This is a genomic window from Saccharothrix deserti (genome assembly GCF_009769385.1).
GTDB lineage: Bacteria > Actinomycetota > Actinomycetes > Mycobacteriales > Pseudonocardiaceae > Actinosynnema > Actinosynnema deserti.
Genome location: NZ_VKAB01000018.1, coordinates 254,901 through 274,151 on the forward strand (window position 1 = coordinate 254,901; position 19,251 = coordinate 274,151).

The following is a 19,251-nucleotide window of genomic DNA, read 5'->3' on the forward strand; positions in this document are numbered from 1 at the left end:
ACCAAAGGTGGAGGACCGCATGACGACCGAGACCGTGACCGGCTCCGACTACGGCGACGTCGTGCGGACCCACCTCACCAGGGTGGAGCAGCAGAACGCGGCCGCGCTGGACGACGTGGCCGAACTGGTGCTGGCGAGCGTGCGCGCGGACGGCATGGTGCTCACGGCGGGCGCGGGCCACTCGCTCGCCGCGGTCGCCGAGACCTTCTACCGCGCGGGCGGCCTGGCCTGCGTCCGCCCCGTCTACCACCCGGAACTGCTGCCCATGCACGGCGCGGTCAGCAGCACCGCCGCCGAACGCCGCTCCGGCCTGGCCGCCGAGGTGCTGCGCGAAACCCGCCTGGCCGCGCACGACGTGCTGTTCGTCTTCTCCACCTCGGGCGTGAACCCGTACCCGGTGGAACTCGCGGTGCTCGCGGCGGACGCCGGCTGCCCCGTGGTCGCGGTGACGTCGGTCGCGGCGAGCGCCCTCGCACCGCGCCGCGCGGGCACGACGCTCGCCGAGAACGCCACCGTCGTGCTGGACAACATGGTCCCGCCGGGTGACGCCACCTACCCGGCCGACAACCCCGTCACCGCCGCCGTGTCCACGCTCGCCACCACGTTCCTGTGGAACCTGCTGATGGTGCGGCTGTTCGACAAGGCCGCCGAGGCGGGCGTGCCGCTGCCGTTGTGGCGGAGCGCGAACGTCGAGGGCGGCGACAAGGCCAACGCGGACCTGCTGCGCAAGTACCAGACGCGGGTGCCCCAGCTGGGATGAATCGTATTCACGAATTCTCCACACGGTCGGGTTAGCCTCCGACCCGTAAGGGGGGTTCTTCGTGAACAAGAGAACGAAGCGCTGGGTGTTGGCCGGTGGGGGCACCGCCGCGGTCGCGGTGATCGTCGCGGGCGTGATGGTGGTGTGGTCGGGCGGCGAGCCGGAGGCCGAGAGCAAGCCCGACAAGGTCGTGGCCGGGCCGGGGGTCGTCGCCCAGGAGTTCACCACCGCGCTGATGTCCGGCCAGGCGGGACAGGCGGCGGCGGTCACCGACGCGGCGGACGCGGCGGGCGCCGCGATCGCCCGGCTGCAGCAGGGCATGCCGGGCACGTCGTACCGCGCACAGCTCGGCCGCACGCCGCAGGTCCCGGACGGCACCACGACGACCACGATCGACGCGGACGTCGCCTGGACGCTGCCCGGCGGCGTGCCGTTGAAGTACCAGACCAAGCTCGAGATGCGCCTGGCGGACGACAAGTGGCGGGTGCACTGGTCGCCGACCGTGCTGCACCCGCAGCTCACCGAGGGCCAGAGCCTGGCCTACACCACGACGTCCGGTGACGGCGCGCTGGTCGACCGCACCGGGCAGCCGGTGCCGCCGGGTTTCGCGCCGACGGTGATGAACTCGGTGCGGCAGAGCGTCGGCTCGCTGACCGGGGTTCCCGGTTGGCAGGTCGCCATCGTGGACGCGGCCGGCACGCCGGTGACGGTGCTGCAGGAGCAGAAGGCGCAGACCAGGCAGTCGATGACGGTCACCCTCGACCCGAAGACGCAGGCCGCCGCGCAGACCGCGGTCGACCAGGTCGGGCAGGCGGCCGTGCTGGTGGCGATCCAGCCGTCCAACGGCGAGATCCTGGCGGTGGCGCAGAACGCGCTCGCCGACGGGCAGGGGCCGATCTCGCTCACCGGCTACTTCGAGCCTGGTTCGACGTTCAAGGTGGTGACCGCCACGGCGGCGTTGACCGGCGGCCTCGCGACGGCCGACACGCCGGTGGAATGTCCGGGCGAGGCGACCATCGGCACCCGGCAGATCACCAACGAGGACTCGTTCGAGCTGGGCACCGTGCCGCTGCGCCGGGCGTTCGCGGCGTCGTGCAACACCAGCTTCAGCCAGTTGGCGGCGACGCTGCCCGCTTCGGCGCTGCCGGACGCCGCCGCCTACTTCGGGCTGGCGTCGGACTTCACCGTCGCGGGCATCACCACGGTCACCGGCAAGGTCCCGCCCGCCGAGTCGGTGCCGGCCCGGGTGGAGGCGGGCATCGGGCAGGGCAAGGTGCAGACGACGCCGTTCGGCATGGCTCTGGTGGCGGCGACGGTGGCGAGCGGTCGCACGCCGGTGCCGCAGCTGATCCGGGAGATCCCCACCGAGGGCGATCGGCCGGCGGCGTTGCCGGGCGGCGTCACGGGGGCGCTGCGGTCGATGATGAGCGACGTCGTCACCGGCGGCACGGCGCGCGAGCTGGCGGCCTACGGCGGGGTGCGGGGCAAGACCGGCACCGCCCAGTTCGGTGACGGCACGCGGTCGCACGGGTGGTTCATCGGCTACCAGGGCGACCTGGCGTTCTCCGTGCTGGTGGTGGAGGGCGGCTCGTCCAAGGTCGCGGTGGCCGCCACCGGCACGTTCCTCAGCGGGATCTAGCCCGGCTTCAGACGGCCGCCGTCTCCAGGCTCGTGTCCGGACTCGCCTCCCGGCTCTCGGCGGGCGCTTCGTCGAACTGCGTGTGGTACAGCTCGGCGTAGCGCCCCTCGGCGGCCAGCAGTTCGGTGTGCGTGCCGCGTTCCACCACGCGTCCGTCCTCCACGACCAGGATCTGGTCGGCCGCGCGAACGGTGGACAGCCGGTGCGCGATGACCAACGCGGTCCGGCCGCGCAGCGCCTCGGTCAACGCGACCTGCACCGCGGCCTCCGACTCGGAGTCGAGGTGGGCGGTCGCCTCGTCCAGGATCACCACGCGCGGCCGGGCCAGCAGCAGGCGGGCGATGGTGAGCCGCTGACGTTCACCGCCGGAGAGCCGGTAGCCGCGCTCCCCCACCACCGTGTCGAGGCCGTCGGGCAGCGATTCGACCAGGTGGTCCAGGCGTGCCCGGCGCAGCGCGTCCCACAGGTCGTCCTCGCTCGCCTCCGGGCGCGGGTAGCTCAGGTTCGCGCGGATCGTGTCGTGGAACAGGTGGCCGTCCTGCGTGACCACGCCGACGGCGCCGCGCAGCGAGTCGAACGACAGCTCGCGCACGTCGACGTCGGACAGCCGGACCGCGCCGGAATCCACGTCGTACAGTCGCGGGACCAGCGAGGCGATGGTCGACTTGCCCGCCCCGGACGATCCGACGAGCGCCACCAACTGGCCGGGTTCGGCCCGGAAACTGATCCCGTGCAGCACCTCCTCGCCGCCGCGCGCGTCCAAGGTGGCCACCGACTCCAGTGAGGCGAGGGACACCTTGTCCGCGGCCGGGTAGGCGAACCGGACGTCGTCGAACTCGACCGACACCGGCCCGTCCGGCACCGCGCGCGGGCGGTCCGACTCGGCGATCACGGGCTTGAGGTCCAGCACTTCGAAGACCCGTTCGAACGAGACCAGCGCGGTCATCACGTCGACGCGCGCGTTGGCCAGTGCCGTGAGCGGCGAGTACAGGCGGGTGAGGAGCAGGGCGAGCGACACCACCGTGCCCGCGGCCAGGTGGCCGGTCAGCGCCAGGTACCCGCCGAGGCCGTAGACGAGGGCTTGGGCGAGTGCCGACACCAGGGTCAGGCCGGTCATGAACCAGCGGGTGGCCATCGCCGTGCGGACGCCGATGTCGCGGACGCGCGCGGCCCGTTCGGCGAACTCGGCCGCTTCGGCTTCCGGTCGGCCGAACAGCTTCACGAGCGTCGCGCCCGGTGCGGAGAACCGTTCGGTCATCTGGGTCGTCATGCCGGCGTTCAGGGTGGACGCCTCGCGCTGGAGGTCCGCCATCCGGCTGCCCATCCGGCGGGCGGGCAGCACGAACACCGGCAGCAGCACCAGGGCCAGAGCCGTCACCTGCCACGAAAGGGTGAACATCACGCCGAGGGAGAGGCCGAGCTGGATGACGTTGGTGACGACGCCCGACAGCGTCGAGGTGAACGCCCGCTGCGCGCCGATCACGTCGTTGTTCAGCCGGCTCACCAACGCGCCGGTGCGCGTTCGGGTGAAGAAGGCGACGGGCATGCGCTGCACGTGCTCGTAGACGGTGCGGCGCAGGTCGTGGATCAGCCCCTCCCCGATCCGCGAAGACTGCCACCTCTCGACCAGCCCGAGCGCCGCGTCCAGCACCGCGATACCCGCGATCACCACCGCCAGCCACACCACGACGGACACGTCACGCCCGCCGACAATGGCGTCCACCACCCGCCCCGCCAGCACCGGCGTGCTCACCGCGAGAACCGCGGACACCACCGTGAGCAGCAGGAATACGACCAACTTGGCCCGATGCGGCCGAGCGAACCCCAACACCCGCCGAAACGTGCCGCGCCGCACCCCCGTCGGCACGTCCGACGCCTGCATCGCACTGCGCATCAAGGCCCAGGAACCGTCCACGACAGACAGCAACGCCCGCGGGGCGCGTGACGTTCCCGTTTCGCACGCATGTCACGCACGGTGTTCGGGGAGGTGGGTGGTCCGGGTCCGTACACCTCCCAGGCCGATCTCACCCGGTCGTGTCCGGACGAGGGTCAGCTCTGGGCTGTGATCAGGGCCGTGAGTTCCGCCAGGCGGCGCAGCTGGGCCTCGCGCTCGGCCCGCAACTGCTGCTCCTCGGACGCACCGCCCGCCGCCGACGCCAGCAGCGCCAGCGTCTCACGCACCGCGCCCGGCATCGGGCGCAACACCTGTGCGACCAGGTCGTCCACCGCCGCGTCCAGACCGTCCGCGGGCACGACGGAATTCGCGAGGCCGATTCGCAACGCCTCGTCGGCGTCCACCCGACGTCCGGTCAGGCAGATCTCGGCCGCGCGCGAGTACCCGACCAGGCGCACCAGGGGCAACGTGCCGCCCAGGTCGGGCACCAGACCGAGGGAGGTCTCGGCCATGCAGAACTTGACGTCGTCGGCGGCCACGCGGAAGTCGCACGCGAGAGCGAGCTGGAAGCCCGCGCCGATCGCGTGCCCGCGGACCGCGGCGATCGTCACCCGAGCCGGGTCGCGCAGCCAGCGGAAGCCTTCTTGGAACTCCGCGATCAGCGCAGCACCGTCTTCGGGTCCACGCCGCGTGATCTCCGGCAGACCCGGTTCGCCCTCCACCGGGGCGCCAGTGAACATCCTCCGGTCGAGGCCGGCGGAGAAGGCACGACCGGAACCCCGGACGACCACCACGCGGACGTCCGGGCCCAGCTGTTCGCCGATCGTCCGCAACGCCACCCACATCGACGGCGTCTGCGCGTTGAGCACATCGGGACGGTCAAGCGTGATCGTCGCGCGTGGTCCGTCGACGACGAGCCGCACGCCTCCGCGTTTCAGCAGGTCGGCGTCGATGGTGGTCGGTGCCGACATGCGCGAACCTCCGGGTTTCGTCAGGCGCCGTCTCTCCCCGACGCCGTGTGGTTACCGGAGGGTAGCTTACTTCTTCTTCGTGCGGGTGGCGCCACCGCGACCGCGCAGCTGCACACCGGACTCGCTGAGCACCCGGTGCACGAAGCCATAGGAGCGTCCGGTGGACTCGGCCAGTGCCCGGATGCTCGCGCCCTTTTCGTACTTCTTCTTCAGGTCAGCGGCCAGCTTGTCCCGCGTGGCGCCGGTGATCCGGGCACCCTTCTTCAGGTCAGCCACCTTGTCCCGCCTTCCGTAGACAGCAGGTCGGGCCGTGAAAAGCCCCTGTCGACGCAATGATCGAACACGAAGACCAAGAACGCCAGGTGATCAAGCGAAATGATCTGCGAGCGGTCGTTAGATCACTGAGAGTCGATCAGTGCTCACGTTGGGGGACGAGCGGCGAAAACCGTTGGCTCAGGCCAACTGCACGAGTTCCAGGTACTCCTGCGACCAGTGGTCCTCGGTCCCGTCGGGCAGCAGGATCACCCGCTCGGGCTCAAGCGCCTCGACCGCGCCCGGGTCGTGCGTGACGAGGACGACCGCGCCCTCGTAGCGGCGCAGCGCGTCGAGCACCTGCTCGCGGCTGGCCGGGTCGAGGTTGTTGGTCGGCTCGTCCAGCAGCAGCACGTTCGCCGCACTCGACACCAGCCCGGCCAGCGCCAACCGGGTCTTCTCGCCACCCGACAGCGTGCCCGCGGGCTGTTCCAGCTGCTCACCGCTGAACAGGAACGTGCCGAGCAGCGAACGCAACTGCTGCTCCCCCACGTCCGGCGCGGCGTGGCGGATGTTCTGCCACACCGTGGCCTCGTGGTCCAACGTCTCGTGCTCCTGGGCGAAGTACCCGAGCTTGAGGCCGTGACCGGCGATCACCTCGCCGCTGTCCGGGCGCTCCATCGAGCCGATCAGCCGCAGCAGCGTGGTCTTGCCCGCGCCGTTCAGCCCGAGGATGACCACCCGCGAACCGCGGTCGATGGCCAGGTCGACACCGGTGAAGACCTCCAGCGAGCCGTACGACTTGCTCAGCCCCTCGGCGGTCAACGGCGTCTTGCCGCACGGGGCGGGCTGCGGGAAGCGGATCTTGGCGACCTTGTCCGCCTGGCGGGTGTCCTCCAGGCCGGACAGCAGCTTCTCGGCGCGGCGGGCCATGTTCTGCGCGGCAACGGCCTTGGTCGCCTTCGCGCGCATCTTGTCCGCCTGCGCCATGAGCGCGCCGGCCTTCTTCTCCGCGTTGGCGCGCTCACGACGGCGGCGCTTCTCGTCGGCGGCACGCGCCTCGAGGTACTTCTTCCAGCCCATGTTGTAGATGTCGACCTCGCCGCGCGTCGCGTCGAGGAACCACACCTTGTTGACCACGTCGTCGAGCAGTTCGACGTCGTGGCTGATCACGACCAGGCCGCCCTCGTGGGACTTGAGGAACCCGCGCAGCCACGCGATCGAGTCCGCGTCGAGGTGGTTGGTCGGCTCGTCGATCAGCAGGATCGTGCTGGACTTCGTGCCGACACCACCCTCGGAGGCGGCGAACAGGATGCGGGCCAGCTCGACGCGCCGGCGTTGACCACCGGACAGGGTGCGCAGCGGCTGGGCCAGCACGCGGTCGGCCAGGCCCAGGTTGGCGCAGATGCGGGCGGCTTCGCTCTCGGCCGCGTACCCGCCGAGGGCCGAGAACCGCTCTTCGAGCCGGCCGTACTTGCGCACGGCCTCCTGCAACTCGGCGTCGTCCACCAGCTCGGCCATCGCGGACTGCATCTTCTCCATGTCGCGGAGCAGCTGGTCCAGGCCTCGGGCGGACAGCACGCGGTCCTTGGCGATGACCGACAGGTCGCCTTCGCGCGGGTCCTGCGGCAGGTAGCCCAACTCGCCGGTGCGACGCACCTCGCCCGCGTACGGCTGGCCCTCGCCCGCGAGGACGCGCAGGGAGGTCGTCTTGCCGGCGCCGTTGCGGCCGACGAGGCCGATGCGGTCGCCGGGCTGGACGCGAAGGGTGGCGTCGGACAGCAGGATGCGCGAGCCCGCGCGCAACTCGAGATCGGTTGCGGTGATCAAGTTCTACTCCGGTGTGTGGTCATGCGAGGTCAACGGCGCAGCAGCTGGCGCGGGACCTACTCGATCAAGATGACCACGAACCCAGTCTACGGGGTGGACGCCACTTGATTATCACGGTGTGTCCACCGGCATAGATTGCGCGCTATGACTTCGGACTTCACGGGCAAGGTCGCCCTGGTCACGGGCGCGAGTCGGGGTATCGGGCGCGGCATCGCGTCGGAGCTGCTGTCGCGCGGGGCGTCGGTCACGATCACGGCGCGCAAGGCGGAGGCCGTCGAGGAGGCGGCTGCTTCGCTGGCGTCAACAGCGGGCGTGTCACCCGATCGGGTGTTTGCGGTGCCGGGGAACGCGGGCAGCGCCGACGACCGGGCGGAGGCCGTCGAGTCGACCGTGGAGCGGTTCGGGCGACTGGACGTGCTCGTGAACAACACCGGCATCAACCCCGTGTTCGGGGCTTTGGTGGATGCGGACCTCGATGCGGTGCGGAAGATCTTCGACGTGAACGTGGTGGCCGCGTTGGGGTTCGTGCAGCTGGCGTGGAAGGCGTGGATGCAGGAGCACGGCGGGGTCGTGGTGAACATCGCCTCGGTGAGTGGGCTGAGGTCGACCGGGGTGATCGGGGCGTACGGGGCGAGCAAGGCGGCGCTGATCCGGTTGACGGAGGAGTTGGCGTGGCAGCTCGGGCCGAAGGTGCGGGTGAACGCCGTCGCGCCGGCGGTGGTGAAGACGCGTTTCGCGGAGGCGCTGTACAGCGGGCGCGAGGAGGAGGCGGCGAACGGATACCCGATGAAGCGGCTCGGGGTGCCGGAGGACGTCGCGCGGTTGGTGGTGTTCCTGGCGTCGGACGCGGCGGAGTGGATAACCGGGGAGACCGTGCGCGTGGACGGCGGCCTGCTGGCCACCGGCACCTTGGGCTAGACCGGGCCCTTTGGGTAGACCAGCACGGTCGGCAGGCAAGAGGGCAGGCAGGCAGGACGACAGGACGGCAGATCCGCAGATCGGGGTTCGGGGTTCGGGGTTCGGGGTCAGCGGGTGGTGGTGATTTGTGGGGGGCGGCTGGTTTGTTGGATCTGGGTGGTTGATTCGGTGCGTGTGGTGTCGGTGTACGGGGGTGTGGTTCCGACGCTTGGGATCGTGGTCACGGTCGTCGTGGTTGTTGTTCTCGGGGTCGTCGTGCCGGTCGGCTGGAGTGGGGGGCGGGTCGTGGACGGCGGCGGGCCTTCGCTCGACGAGGTGGGGTCCTCCGGTTCGGTGCTGCCGGGGGTGGTGGTCTGGACGGGGGTGCTGGTGGCGCTTTCCGGCGCGGGCGGGCCGGCTGGGCTGTTGTCGTTCTGGCCCTGGGGCTGGTTGAGGGCGAAGGCGACCACCACGGCCACCATCGCGGCTGTGCCGATGCCCGTCGCACCTACCGCGTAGGCGCGACGGCGGCGTTTGACGCGGGTGCCCCGGTGGACGATGTCCACCGCGCTGAACGTGCGTGGCGGCGGCTGGATGTTCAGTTCTTCGAACGTCTTCTTCAGTTCATCCTCGAGCACCGCGCGACACCTCCTGCCACAACTCGCCGAACTCCGGTCCCAGCCTCTGCTTCAACGCCTTGAGGCCGCGGCTCGTGTTGCTCTTCACCGTGCCCACCGAGCAACCGAGCGCCGCGGCCGTCTCCTCCACCCCCAGGTCGTGCCAGTAGCGCAGCACCAGCGTCGCCCGCTGCTTGGCGGGCACGGCGGCCAGCGCGTGCCACACGACCAGCTTGTCCTCGCTCAACGACTCCGCCACCGGCATCTCCGGTAACGAGTCGGTGAGCTTCTCCCGTTTCCACCGCACCCGGCGGCGCTCGGCCAGGAACGTCCGCACCACGATCTGCCGGAGGTAGGCGTCCAGCCCCTCGCGCTGCGCCAGCTTCGGCCCCGCCAGGTAGAGCTTGAGGAACGCGGACTGCACCACGTCTTCGGCCTCGTGGTGATTGCCGCACAACAAGAACGCGGTGAAGCGCATCGAGTCGGCACACCGGTCGAAGTAGTGGGTGAATTCCGCGTCCCAGCTCACGCCGTCAGCGCCTCGTGGTCACCGTCGTCGTCGGCCACGCCGGCCGCGTCGTGGTGGTCTCCACCGGGTACGACGGCCCGGGCGACGTCTCGATCGTCGTCGTCGACGGCGGCTGCGACGAGGTTGGCTCGGGACGCGTGGTGGTCGTCGGCCACGGCGGCGTCGACTGCGGCCGCGACGTGGTCGGCTCCGGACGCGTCGTAGTCGGCCAGGGCCCGTTGCTCGGCGGCATGGTGGTGCTGATCGGCGGCCGGCTGGTGGTCGGCGGCTGGGTGACCGTCGACTGCGGCGAGGTGGTGGTCGTCACGGGACGGGACGTGGTCGGCGTGGGCTCCTCGTCACCGCCGCCGGACGCCAGCGCCGTCCCCGCCACGGCCAGACCGCCGACCACGACGGCCCCCGCCGCCACCAGTGCGACTCGTTTGCGCAGCAAGACTGCTCCTCGGGCTTGTGAGGTCACCGCTGTTCGGTGCCCCCTCACCCTTATGAATGCGGTTGGGACCGGCGGGGGTTGTCACGAGTTCCGGCGGGTTTCCCGGACGACGATCTCCACCGCACGGGCTCGGACGGCGGCCTCGTCCAGCACCGCCCGCCGGGGCTCCGGCACGTCCAACACCCGCGGTGACGCCAACGCGAACACCTCGTCCAGCCGGCGGTCACCCCGCAGCGCGTCCAACGCCTGACGGTCACCACCGAGCACGACGGCGTCCAGCTCGCCCAGCCGAGGCACCAGCACCCGCGCCGCGTCGTCCGCCGCGGCCTGGAGGGCGACCCGCGCCTGCCCCTCCCGACGCCGCGCGAACCGCTGCTGCGACCACCCGCCGGCCTTGTTGCGCCCGTGCACCTGACGACTGTCGGTAGTCGACACGAGCACCACACCGTCCTGCGCCACCCCGATGCTGTGCCCACCGAGCCGCACCAGCAGGAGCCCGATCCGACGCGAGGCAAGCGCATAAGCCATCAACGCGTCGAGCGCCAGACCATCAACCTCACCCGTAGGGGTGAATTCACCGAAGGCGGCCGACGCGGAAGCCGTAGTCCCGTCCACCGCCGTGACCACGCAACGACCAGGCGTCACCGAAGTGGAGACCACCCCGCCGTGCCGGGAGCCGAACCGGGAGAACCACCCTTCCAGGCGTTCCGGCGGGACCTCGACCGCCCGCCCGCCACCGGCGACCGGGCGCACCCTGCTCATGCACACGCCTCGCCGGCGCTCGGCGTGGCAAGAGCAGGGTGCGCTGTGTTGAACGATTCGCTCGCAAGCTCGCTCATGCCGACGCGACGCTCATGCCGGCGCGACCGCGACCCACACCGGCAGCGGGTGCCCGCACTCGGCGGGCGACAGCCGCTGCACCGCGCCGAACCCCGCGTCGCTCAGCGAGGCGGAGATCTGCTCGGGCGACAGCACCCGGTGCCGGGTCGACACGGTGTTCGCCACCTCCCACGTCTCCGCGCCGCGCACCAGCTGCACGACCTCGAGAGCGTAGGACTCGCCGTCGGCCGCCCAGTCCCACAGCTGCACGGTCACCTGCCGGTCCACCCCGCGCCCGGACACCTTCGGCGGCGGCGCGGTGGGCCGGAGCCGACCGAGTTTGTCCAGCTCGGGCACGGCGGCGAGGAACAGCCCACCGGGCCGCAGCGCCTGCCGGGCCAGCAGCAGCGCCTGGTCCAACGCGTTCTCGTGGGCCAACCGGGGCAGCAGGTCGTCACCGGCGCGGACCACGTCCACCGGCGGACCGCCGTGGTGGCGCACGACGTCGAGCAGGTCGATCACCACGTGGTGGCCGGCGCCGAGCACCGCGGCGGCGACCTCCGTCAGCGGGTCCTCCGGCACGGGCACGAGGTCCTGGGCGGCGGTCACCGGGCACACAGTAGGGCCAATGGATCAGTGACCGCCAACGGCCCGGGGCAGCCCCCGCGGTCCACCCGGACGATCACCACGACCTAGCAGTCCGAAGGCCCCGCCGGCACTCGTTCGAACCCACCGTTGCACAATGTTACCGACGGGTTTACAAAGGGAAGAGCCCGGATGTTCACCACTTGACAGAACGATGCCCATCCCATCAACTCGTAACCCGTATGGCCCAATCATTGACTCCACCTGGAAGGCACCAACGCCCTGCGTTGGCGGGTAGGGTCACTGGGGCGTGATCTCATGACAGCGGGGAGTCACAATGACCAACGCTGCCGGTCGACCCAACCTGTCCGTCGACGAACTCGACTCGGCGGGACACGGCAGTCTTGCGCAGCTTCTCACCACGGGACCGTTCCCCGAGGCGCTGAGAGCCGCGATCAAAGCCAGCAGGCTGAGTCTCGACCGCATCCAGCACCGGCTCGCGCTGCGCGGGGTCACCATCAGCGTCGCGACGCTGAGCTACTGGCAGTCCGGCCGACGCCGACCCGAGCGACCCGAGTCGCTGGAGGCGCTGCGCCACCTGGAGACCGTGCTCGGCGTGCCGCAGTCCGGCCTGTCGGCACTGCTCGGCCCGCCGCGCCCGCGCGGCAGGCGGTCGCGGCCGACGACGATGATGCCGATAGACGCGCTGTGGGCGCGTCGCGAGCGGGTGGCGAACCTGCTCACGAAGGTGGACACGTCCTCGGACGTGAAGCTGGGTCGGATCAGCCAGCACGACCGGATCGAGATCGCCGCGGACGGCGGTCAGCGTTCGGTGTGGGTGCGCCAGATCCTGCGCGCCGAGCAGGACGGCCCGGACCGGTGGGCGCTGGTCTTCGAGACCGAGCAGGCCAACGTGCTGCCGCAGGTGGTGAACCTGCGCAACTGCCACCTGGGACGGGTGGTCGAGGACACCGAGGCCAACATCATGGCCGCCGAGATGATGTTCGACCGGCCCCTGACCAGGGGCGAGACGATCATCATGGAGTACGAGCTGCTGTTCGCCGAGGGCCACTACCCGGCGGGCAACAACACCTTCGCCCGGAAGTTCCGGCTGCCGGTGCGCGAGTACGTGATCGAGGTGCGGTTCGACCAGTCGAACCTGCCCGCCCGCTGCCAGCAGTTCAGCGTGCCCGCCGGTGACGACACCCCGTCCCGGCGCCGCAACCTGGCCCTGGACGCCGCGGGCGGCGTGCACGCCGTGGCGCTCGGTTTCGGGCCCGGCGTGTTCGGCATCCGCTGGGAGTGGCCGAAGTAACAGGCGCGGTGGAAGGGCCCCGGGAGCGTGCTCCCGGGGCCCTTTTTCACAGGGAACCGGTCGTTAAACGTAACCGTTGATCTTCAGGGAGACCGCGCGGATCGAGCCGAGGTCGGACGAGGCGTTGTCCACCACCTTGAACGTCCACGTGCCGTCCACCGGTTCGGCGAGCAGCGCGCTCAGCGAGGTGGTGGGCCGCCAGGTGCCGGTGAACGGCGCCTGCGCGCTGGTCACCGACGAGAACGGCTGCGCCGCGGAGTCGTCGAACACGACCTGGCACAGGTTGTTGCCGGTGCTGCCGTTGCGCTGGAACACCGTGGCCGTCGCGCCGGACGGCGAGGTCAGCGTGCCGACCAGGTCACCGACGAACGTGTGGTCGATGCCGACCGTCGTCGCACCCGTGTTCGCGTTGCACGTGTCGCCGTCGATCGTGAACGCGATCTTCGCCCCGCGGCCGATCCCGCTGACCGGGATCGACACCGTCGCACCCGTGGCGTCGTTGTCCGGCACGGCCACTGCGGGCCCGCCGTACGCGAACGTCTTGGTGTCACGCGACGGCTCGCCGACGTTGAGCGAGAACACGCTCGTGGTCGGTGACGTCGAACCCGCGAAGGTCACCCGCGCGTCCAGCCGGATACCCGTGCCGACCTGCGCCGAGGCGGGCACGGTCACCTTGAACGTGTTGGTCACCGTCTGACCGACCTCGACGTTGCCGTAGTACTTCGACCGCGGCGCGATCGTCACGCCCGCGGTGGGCGTGGTGAGCACGAGGCTGGTCGACGCGGCGGTGCCGTCACCGGCGTTGAGCACCGGGACGGTGATCGTCGCGGTGGTGCCCGGCTTGAGGTACTGGCTGCCGTCGGCGTCGTTGACCACGGACGGCTTCTGCGCCTTCGCCAGCGGCTGCGGCGAGGCGCCGGTGTAGGCCAGGACCAGGTCGGCCCGCACGACGCCGGCGCCGGTGCGGTTGTCCACACCGGCCTCGACGATGTCGAGCGCGGTGGCGGTCATCGCCTCGCGCACCTCGGCCGGGGAGAGGCCGGGGTTGCCGGACAGGACCAGACCCGCGATGCCCGCGGCGTTCGGCGCGGCCGCCGAGGTGCCGAAGAACGGGTTGAAACCGGGCACGCTGGTCTGCACGCCGTCCGCCGCGGTCAGGTCGGGCTTCTGCCGGACCTCCTCGCTCGGGGTGCCGTCGGGCGCGAAGAAGATCCGGCGCGGACCGTCCGAAGTGAACCGCTCGGGCTTCTGCGTGCCGTCGTAGGCGTTCGGGAACGGGCCCTTCGGGTTGGCCGGGTCGCCCGGCTCCAGGGCGGACGGCAGCGCGTCGCGCGCCGGGGCCGCCGCGACGCTGATCGCGCCCTTGGCCGCGGAGTGGCCGCGGGTCACGCCGGGCGTCGCGAACTTCTTGAGCCCGTCGGAGGAGTCCTTGAAACGACCGCCCAGGGCGGACAGCGACAGGTACTTGTCCTCACCGCGGAACTTCACCACGGCCAGCCGCAGACCGGAGCCGCTGGTCGGCGTGTTCAGCCGCTCGTACGGGTCCTGCGTGCCGTCCTGCGTGCCCTGGCTGAACGTCACCACGTTGCCCTGCGAGTTCGCCAGGTACAGGTCGTAGTCGTTGAACGACGAGGCCAGCGGGTCGGACCAGAACAGCGTCACGGGCACGCCGGTCGAGCTCTCCGACAGCGGGTTGAACACCTGCTTGGCGTCGGGCGAGGGGTTGAAGTCGTGCGCGGTGCCCGCGAACTTGCCGACGCCCACACCGGAGTCGACGAACCGGCCCTCCCAGTGGCCCGAGGTGCCGTCCGCGACGTTGCCCTCGTTGCCCGCGGAGGAGAAGAACATCGCGCCGTCGGCGGTGACCGCGTCCACGGCGCGCGCGATCACACCGTCCTGGAACGGCGACTCGTTGAAGTAGAGGATGTCGTCGACGATGACGTCGCAGCCCATCTGGAACCGCAGGCTGCGGATGTTGTCGGCGAAGCTCGCGTCGCCGTTGATCGCGGTGGCGAAGCCGAGGCTGGCGTTGGGCGCGATGTCGTGCAGGATCTCCAGCATCGCGGTGCCCTCGTCGCCGTCGCCCTCCTGGTTGGGCAACACCTCCACGCCGGCGGGCAGTTCGCCGGCGGCCTGCGACGCGGCCAGGGAGTCGACGCCGTCGGACAGCGCGCAGAGCTTCACGCCGGTGCCGGTGACGTGGAAGTCGCCGCGGGCGGTGTCGGCGGCGTGCGCGCGGTCGCCCTCGTTGGTCTTGACCGCCTGCGCCGAGATCAGCGCCTCGCGGGTGCGGTCCTCGACCTGCTTGGCCTTCTCCTCCTTGGTGAGGGGAGCCTGGTCGGCCTTGCGGTCCTTCTTGTTGAACGTCTTGAACTCCACCGCGGTCTCGACGCGGCGGACGTCGCCGCGGGCCGAGAGCTTGGTGAGCGCGTTGAGGGGCAGCTGGGCCCGGACCGTCGCACCCTCGGTGGAGACCGAGCGGATGCCGCCACCCGCGGCGTGCACGGCGTTCACGAGGTCGTCGGTGACCTTGAAGGCGCGGATGTCCACCACGACGGTGTTTCCACTTTGGACCTTCACACCCGTCTGGAGCGCGGGGAGCTTGTTGAACGTGCCGGAGTTCGCGCGGCGGCGCTGCTCGACGATGAGCGCGCTGTCTACTTTGGACTCTGCGCCGGAAAGCGACTTCTTGATGTCCTGGAGCGCGGCGATCTGCGCGGCGGTCTTGTCCTCGACGCCCTTGGACGCCTTGGTCGGATCAGCGGAGGCGGGCGACACGACGCCCAGGGTCAGCAGTGCGGCGGTACCCGCCGCGAACAGGATGTCTCTTCGGAATCGACGTCTCGGTGAGCGCACAGGCGTCTCCCCCAGTTGGGCGTGCCCCCGACGCACGCGGCCCAGCGGTCGGATATTCCCGACCACGGGTCAACGTATTGCGCACGACCAAGTACCGTCTGCCACCGTTCGGCCTACTTCTCAGACGGTTTTTCCAATCACAGTTCACAGTACAAAAGCATCTGTCCACAGCTGACCGGTTCGTCCGGACAACGCGTCGAGCAGCGCCGCGGCCTGGTTGTCCGTGAGCGAGGCGATGAAGTCGACCACCGCCCGGCCTCGCGCCAGCGCCCGGACCGCGTCCGGTCCGGACGGTGTCTCACCCGTGGCGCCCACCAGCACCGACGGGTCCGTCCGGGCGAGTGCCGCGTACTCGGCGCCCGCCAACTCGACCAGGTCGTGCAGCCGGCGCGGCAACCGGTTCGCCTCGTGCCGGTCGGTCACCCACTGCTCCAACGCCTCCACCAACGCGGTCAGCAACCGGGCCTGGCCGCGTTGGTGCAGCGCGAGATCCGGGCGCAGCAGCACGAACCGGCGGTGCACGAACTTCAGCACCTGCACCTCGTGCCACTGCGGCACCGCCAGCACCACGTGCCCGGAACGGGTCGTCGGCTCCTCGACCACACCCACCGAGTCGACCAGCCGGCGCGTCCAGCGGGCGGAGAACCCCGCCACGGCCTGCTCCGCCTCCACCGAACCGTCGAACGGCACCGCCAGCAGACCGTCGACCAACTCGGCCCGCACCTTCGCCACGGCGTGCGCGAACGCGTCGTCGTGCACCGCCCACGAGTCCTTGGCGTGCAGCCGGCGGCGCAGCGCCTCCAGCGAACGGCCGGGTCGGCGTTCCTGGGCGGCGAGGTCGGCGGCGCTCAGACCGGCCAGCTCGACCGCGTGGTCCAGCCACGTGTTCAGCTCGGTGGACACGGCGGCGTGCTGGAGCACGCCCACGCGGTGGAAGTCCTCCAGGTCGTGGATGGCGTAGGCGATGTCGTCGGCGGTGTCCATGACCGACGCCTCGACCGTCTGCTGCCACGGCTCCAACCTGCCCACGTAGAACGCGCGGGACTGCTCGACGTCCTCGAGTTCGGTGACGTAGGCGGAGAACTTGCTGGAACCCGTGCCCGGCGCGTCGGCCGGTTCGGCGGCGCCACGCGGCGGTGCGGCGAGGTCCTTGGGGTGCGGCCGGGGGTACGACAGGCGCGTCCACGGGTACTTGAGCATCGCCGCGCGCACCGCCACCGTGAGGTCGAGCCCGACCGCCGCCGGGCCGCGCACGTCCGTGGTGGTGACGATGCGGAACGACTGCGCGTTGCCCTCGAACCCGTCGGACAGGCCGAACCGGTGCCGTGCCAACCGGTCGAGGACCTGCTCACCGAGGTGCCCGAACGGCGGGTGCCCCAGGTCGTGGGCCAGGGAGGCGGCCTCCACCACGTCCGGGTCGCAGCCGCCGAGCTTGTCGAGCAGGTTGACGAGGTCGGGACGGGCGTTGAGGCGTTCGGCGACGGCCCGTGCCGCCTGGGCGACCTTCAGGCTGTGCGTGAGGCGGTTGTGCACCAGCAGACCGGAGCCGGTCGAGCTGACGACCTGCGTCACGCCGCCGAGGCGCGCGAAGAACGGCGAGCTGGCGACCCGGTCCCGGTCGACCCGGAACGGGCTCGTCGCGAGATCGGCTTGGACGGAGGCGTTGCCACCGGATCGGCGCTGCGTCCGGGGGTCGACGGGCTCGTGGTGCATGGCAAGGAACGTAGTCGCACCGGCCCGCCCCGTCGCGTGACCGGTACCGGCCACCACACCGCCGCGTCCGGACGTCGTGCGCCACCGTGTGCCCATGTCAAACGGTGGTTTCGCGCACATGCAGATCGACGCGGTGGAACCCGCCCTGCACCGCATCACCGGCACCGGCGAGAACATGGCCGCCGCGTGGCGTGCCGGGCAGGCCGGGCTGTCCGCGGGCGAGGCGGGCATCGGCACGGACGTCCTGGGGCAGGCCTTCCACCACGTCTACGACGCCGACTCGGCGAAAGTGCGGCAGGTCGCGGACCTGGTGCCGGAGATGCTGCTGGCCGACGGCCGCACCGGCCACGACGCCGTGGTCGACTACGTCGCCGCCGACCAGCGGTCCAAGGCCGCCTTGGCGGGTGAGGGCTGACATGGCCATGCTCGAACCGGACACCGAACTGTGGGCGCGGGCGCGATCGATGGGCGCCACCTGGCCCCAGCCGAACGAGGACACCGTGCGCGCGCTGGCCGACAGCTGGCGCCGCGTCGGCACCGAGTACACCAACGCGGCCCAGCACAGCATGACCTCCATGGCCGCCGACTGGCCGGACGCGGCGGGCACGGTCTTCACCGGCATCGTCCAGCACCACCTCCGCCGCGCGGAGACCACCGGCGCGGACATGGCGGAGCTGGCACGGCGTGCCGAGGCGTTCGGCAACGAGGTGACCACCACCAAGAACTCGATCGTGGCACTACTGGACGCCAACGCCGACCGGTACGCGCGCATCACCGACGGCGGGCTCGGCCCCGAGGTGCTGGAACTGCAGCGGAACGCGTTCGCCCAGCAGCTCGCGGGCGAGGTGAACAAGCTGATCGGCGACGCCGCCGGGCGGGTCACCGGCGGGCCGCCGGTGGGGCAGACACCTCCCCCGCCGCCGGGGGCGAGCCCGCAGGAGGTCAACACCTGGTGGCGGTCGCTGAGCGAGGGCGAACGCGCGGACATCGTGAAGAACTCCCCCGACCTGGTCCGCAACCTCGACGGCATCCCCGCCACCGACCGGGACCAGGCCAACCGCAACGTGCTCGACCGCGAGATCGCCGCGCTGCGAGCGGAGCGGGACCGGCTCGCCGACGCGTTCACGCGCCAGCCGGAGCGGTGGGAGCAGGAGAACGGCCGCCTCACGCAGTTGGACCAGCAGATAACCGAGCTGGAGCGCCTGCGGGGCGTGTTCGCGATGGACAAGAACTACTACCTGCTCGGCCTCGACACCGCGGACGACGGCAAGATCATCGTGTCCTACGGCAACCCCGACACGGCGCAGAACGTCGCGACGTACGTGCCCGGAACCCTGGCCGAACTGCACCAGGCCGGTGGCGACATCGACCGGGCGAGGCTGCTGGCCGAAGCCGCCGGGAGGGCTGCGGAGGAGTCGACCGCCGTCATCACCTGGATCGGCTACGACGCACCCGACAACATCTTTCCCGCGGCGGCCAGCCCGGTCTACGCCGACAACGCCGAGGAGTCGCTCAACCGGTTCCAGGACGGTCTGCGCGCCACGAACCCCCAAGCGCACCTCACGGCGGTGGGCCACAGCTACGGCACGACGACGATCGGGCAGACCGCCCGCGATCACGGCCTAGCCGCCGACGACGTGGTCCTGGTGTCCAGTCCCGGCGCGGGCACTCAGCACGTCAGCGAACTCAGGCTGGACGGGGTCGACCCCGCCGAGGTGGGGCAGCGCGTGCACGCCACCACCGCCCCGGGCGACCCGATCAGCATCTCCAACCCGGAGTTCCCGGTGGAAAACCCGAACATCTTCGAACGCAGACCACCGACGGTAGACCCGTTCCACGGCCGCGACCCGGCCAACCCGGACTTCGGCGCCCGGGTCTTCGAGTCCCCGCCGGACTGGGTGAACGCAAGGGGCGAGACGCCGCACCCCCACAGCGCGCCGTTCGAGAAGGACCACCCCACGATCGACGAGATAGGGCAGATCATCGTCGACAACCGGTAGCACGCCGTCGGAGGAACGCAAAAAAGCCCTCAGGGGCACCCGACCGTATCGGGTGCCCCTGAGGGAAAGAATGTTCGGCGGCGTCCTACTCTCCCACACCCTCACGAGTGCAGTACCATCGGCGCTGGAAGGCTTAACTAC

The 19,251-nt window shown here is 70.9% G+C and carries 17 protein-coding genes; 6 read left to right on the forward strand and 11 right to left on the reverse strand.

What is annotated here, in order from left to right; translation table 11 throughout:
- The first annotated feature begins 19 nt into the window (after positions 1-19).
- Both FM051_RS29410 and FM051_RS29415 read left to right on the forward strand, forming a co-directional pair.
- Positions 20-760 (forward strand): SIS domain-containing protein, encoded by a 741-nt coding sequence (locus tag FM051_RS29410; RefSeq protein ID WP_158848961.1) that lies wholly within the window; start codon positions 20-22, stop codon positions 758-760.
- Positions 761-821: 61 nt separating this feature from the next.
- Positions 822-2,399: a penicillin-binding transpeptidase domain-containing protein gene (locus FM051_RS29415; RefSeq protein ID WP_158848963.1), complete on the forward strand. Its 1,578-nt coding sequence runs from the start codon at positions 822-824 to the stop codon at positions 2,397-2,399.
- A 7-nt stretch (positions 2,400-2,406) separates the two neighbouring features.
- On the opposite strand, the gene FM051_RS29420 is transcribed toward FM051_RS29415, so the two are convergent.
- The 4 genes from FM051_RS29420 to FM051_RS29435 all read right to left on the reverse strand — a co-directional run bounded on the left by FM051_RS29420 (position 2,407) and on the right by FM051_RS29435 (position 7,346).
- A complete protein-coding gene (locus FM051_RS29420) occupies positions 2,407-4,314 on the reverse strand; it encodes an ABC transporter ATP-binding protein (RefSeq protein ID WP_162470749.1) in 1,908 nt (635 codons plus the stop codon).
- Between the two features lie 134 nt (positions 4,315-4,448).
- The gene (locus FM051_RS29425) at positions 4,449-5,264 is read right to left on the reverse strand and encodes an enoyl-CoA hydratase/isomerase family protein (RefSeq protein ID WP_158848966.1); all 816 of its coding nucleotides are present in this window, start codon (positions 5,262-5,264) and stop codon (positions 4,449-4,451) included.
- A 66-nt stretch (positions 5,265-5,330) separates the two neighbouring features.
- The gene (locus FM051_RS29430) at positions 5,331-5,540 is read right to left on the reverse strand and encodes a helix-turn-helix domain-containing protein (protein ID WP_015103570.1); all 210 of its coding nucleotides are present in this window, start codon (positions 5,538-5,540) and stop codon (positions 5,331-5,333) included.
- Positions 5,541-5,717: 177 nt separating this feature from the next.
- Positions 5,718-7,346, reverse strand: a complete 1,629-nt coding sequence (locus FM051_RS29435) for an ABC-F family ATP-binding cassette domain-containing protein (protein ID WP_158848967.1) — start codon at positions 7,344-7,346, stop codon at positions 5,718-5,720.
- 144 nt (positions 7,347-7,490) lie between these two features.
- Here FM051_RS29435 and FM051_RS29440 point away from each other — a divergent pair, with 144 nt between their 5' ends.
- Positions 7,491-8,264, forward strand: a complete 774-nt coding sequence (locus FM051_RS29440; protein ID WP_158848968.1) for an SDR family oxidoreductase — start codon at positions 7,491-7,493, stop codon at positions 8,262-8,264.
- 107 nt (positions 8,265-8,371) lie between these two features.
- Here the strand turns inward: FM051_RS29440 and FM051_RS29445 are convergent, their stop codons facing one another.
- The 5 genes from FM051_RS29445 to FM051_RS29465 form a co-directional block, all read right to left on the reverse strand.
- Positions 8,372-8,881 carry a hypothetical protein gene (locus FM051_RS29445; protein WP_158848969.1) on the reverse strand — a complete coding sequence of 170 codons (510 nt, stop codon included), beginning with the start codon at positions 8,879-8,881 and terminating at the stop codon, positions 8,372-8,374.
- On the reverse strand, positions 8,868-9,389 hold the full coding sequence (locus tag FM051_RS29450; RefSeq protein WP_158848970.1) for a SigE family RNA polymerase sigma factor: 522 nt from the start codon (positions 9,387-9,389) through the stop codon (positions 8,868-8,870). The genes FM051_RS29445 and FM051_RS29450 overlap by 14 nt, the downstream gene beginning before the upstream one ends.
- Positions 9,390-9,393: 4 nt before the next feature.
- Complete coding sequence (locus FM051_RS29455) at positions 9,394-9,822, reverse strand: hypothetical protein (RefSeq protein ID WP_158848971.1); 429 nt, start codon at positions 9,820-9,822, stop codon at positions 9,394-9,396.
- Positions 9,823-9,903: 81 nt separating this feature from the next.
- Positions 9,904-10,584, reverse strand: a complete 681-nt coding sequence (locus FM051_RS29460; protein WP_158848973.1) for an acVLRF1 family peptidyl-tRNA hydrolase — start codon at positions 10,582-10,584, stop codon at positions 9,904-9,906.
- 90 nt (positions 10,585-10,674) lie between these two features.
- Positions 10,675-11,250 carry a hypothetical protein gene (locus FM051_RS29465; protein ID WP_238412730.1) on the reverse strand — a complete coding sequence of 192 codons (576 nt, stop codon included), beginning with the start codon at positions 11,248-11,250 and terminating at the stop codon, positions 10,675-10,677.
- 313 nt (positions 11,251-11,563) lie between these two features.
- On the opposite strand from FM051_RS29465, the gene FM051_RS29470 reads away from it, so the two are divergent.
- Positions 11,564-12,541, forward strand: a complete 978-nt coding sequence (locus FM051_RS29470) for a hypothetical protein (RefSeq protein WP_158848975.1) — start codon at positions 11,564-11,566, stop codon at positions 12,539-12,541.
- Positions 12,542-12,604: 63 nt separating this feature from the next.
- Here FM051_RS29470 and FM051_RS29475 read toward each other — a convergent pair whose 3' ends face one another.
- Complete coding sequence (locus FM051_RS29475; RefSeq protein ID WP_158848977.1) at positions 12,605-15,397, reverse strand: S8 family serine peptidase; 2,793 nt, start codon at positions 15,395-15,397, stop codon at positions 12,605-12,607.
- Positions 15,398-15,541: 144 nt separating this feature from the next.
- The gene (locus tag FM051_RS29480) at positions 15,542-17,110 is read right to left on the reverse strand and encodes a deoxyguanosinetriphosphate triphosphohydrolase family protein (protein ID WP_158848979.1); all 1,569 of its coding nucleotides are present in this window, start codon (positions 17,108-17,110) and stop codon (positions 15,542-15,544) included.
- Between the two features lie 94 nt (positions 17,111-17,204).
- Here FM051_RS29480 and FM051_RS29485 point away from each other — a divergent pair, with 94 nt between their 5' ends.
- Both FM051_RS29485 and FM051_RS29490 read left to right on the forward strand, forming a co-directional pair.
- Complete coding sequence (locus tag FM051_RS29485) at positions 17,205-17,525, forward strand: hypothetical protein (protein WP_158848981.1); 321 nt, start codon at positions 17,205-17,207, stop codon at positions 17,523-17,525.
- Between the two features lies 1 nt (position 17,526).
- Positions 17,527-19,110, forward strand: coding sequence for a WXG100-like domain-containing protein (locus FM051_RS29490; RefSeq protein ID WP_158848983.1), 1,584 nt, complete (start codon positions 17,527-17,529; stop codon positions 19,108-19,110).
- Positions 19,111-19,251: the final 141 nt, after the last annotated feature.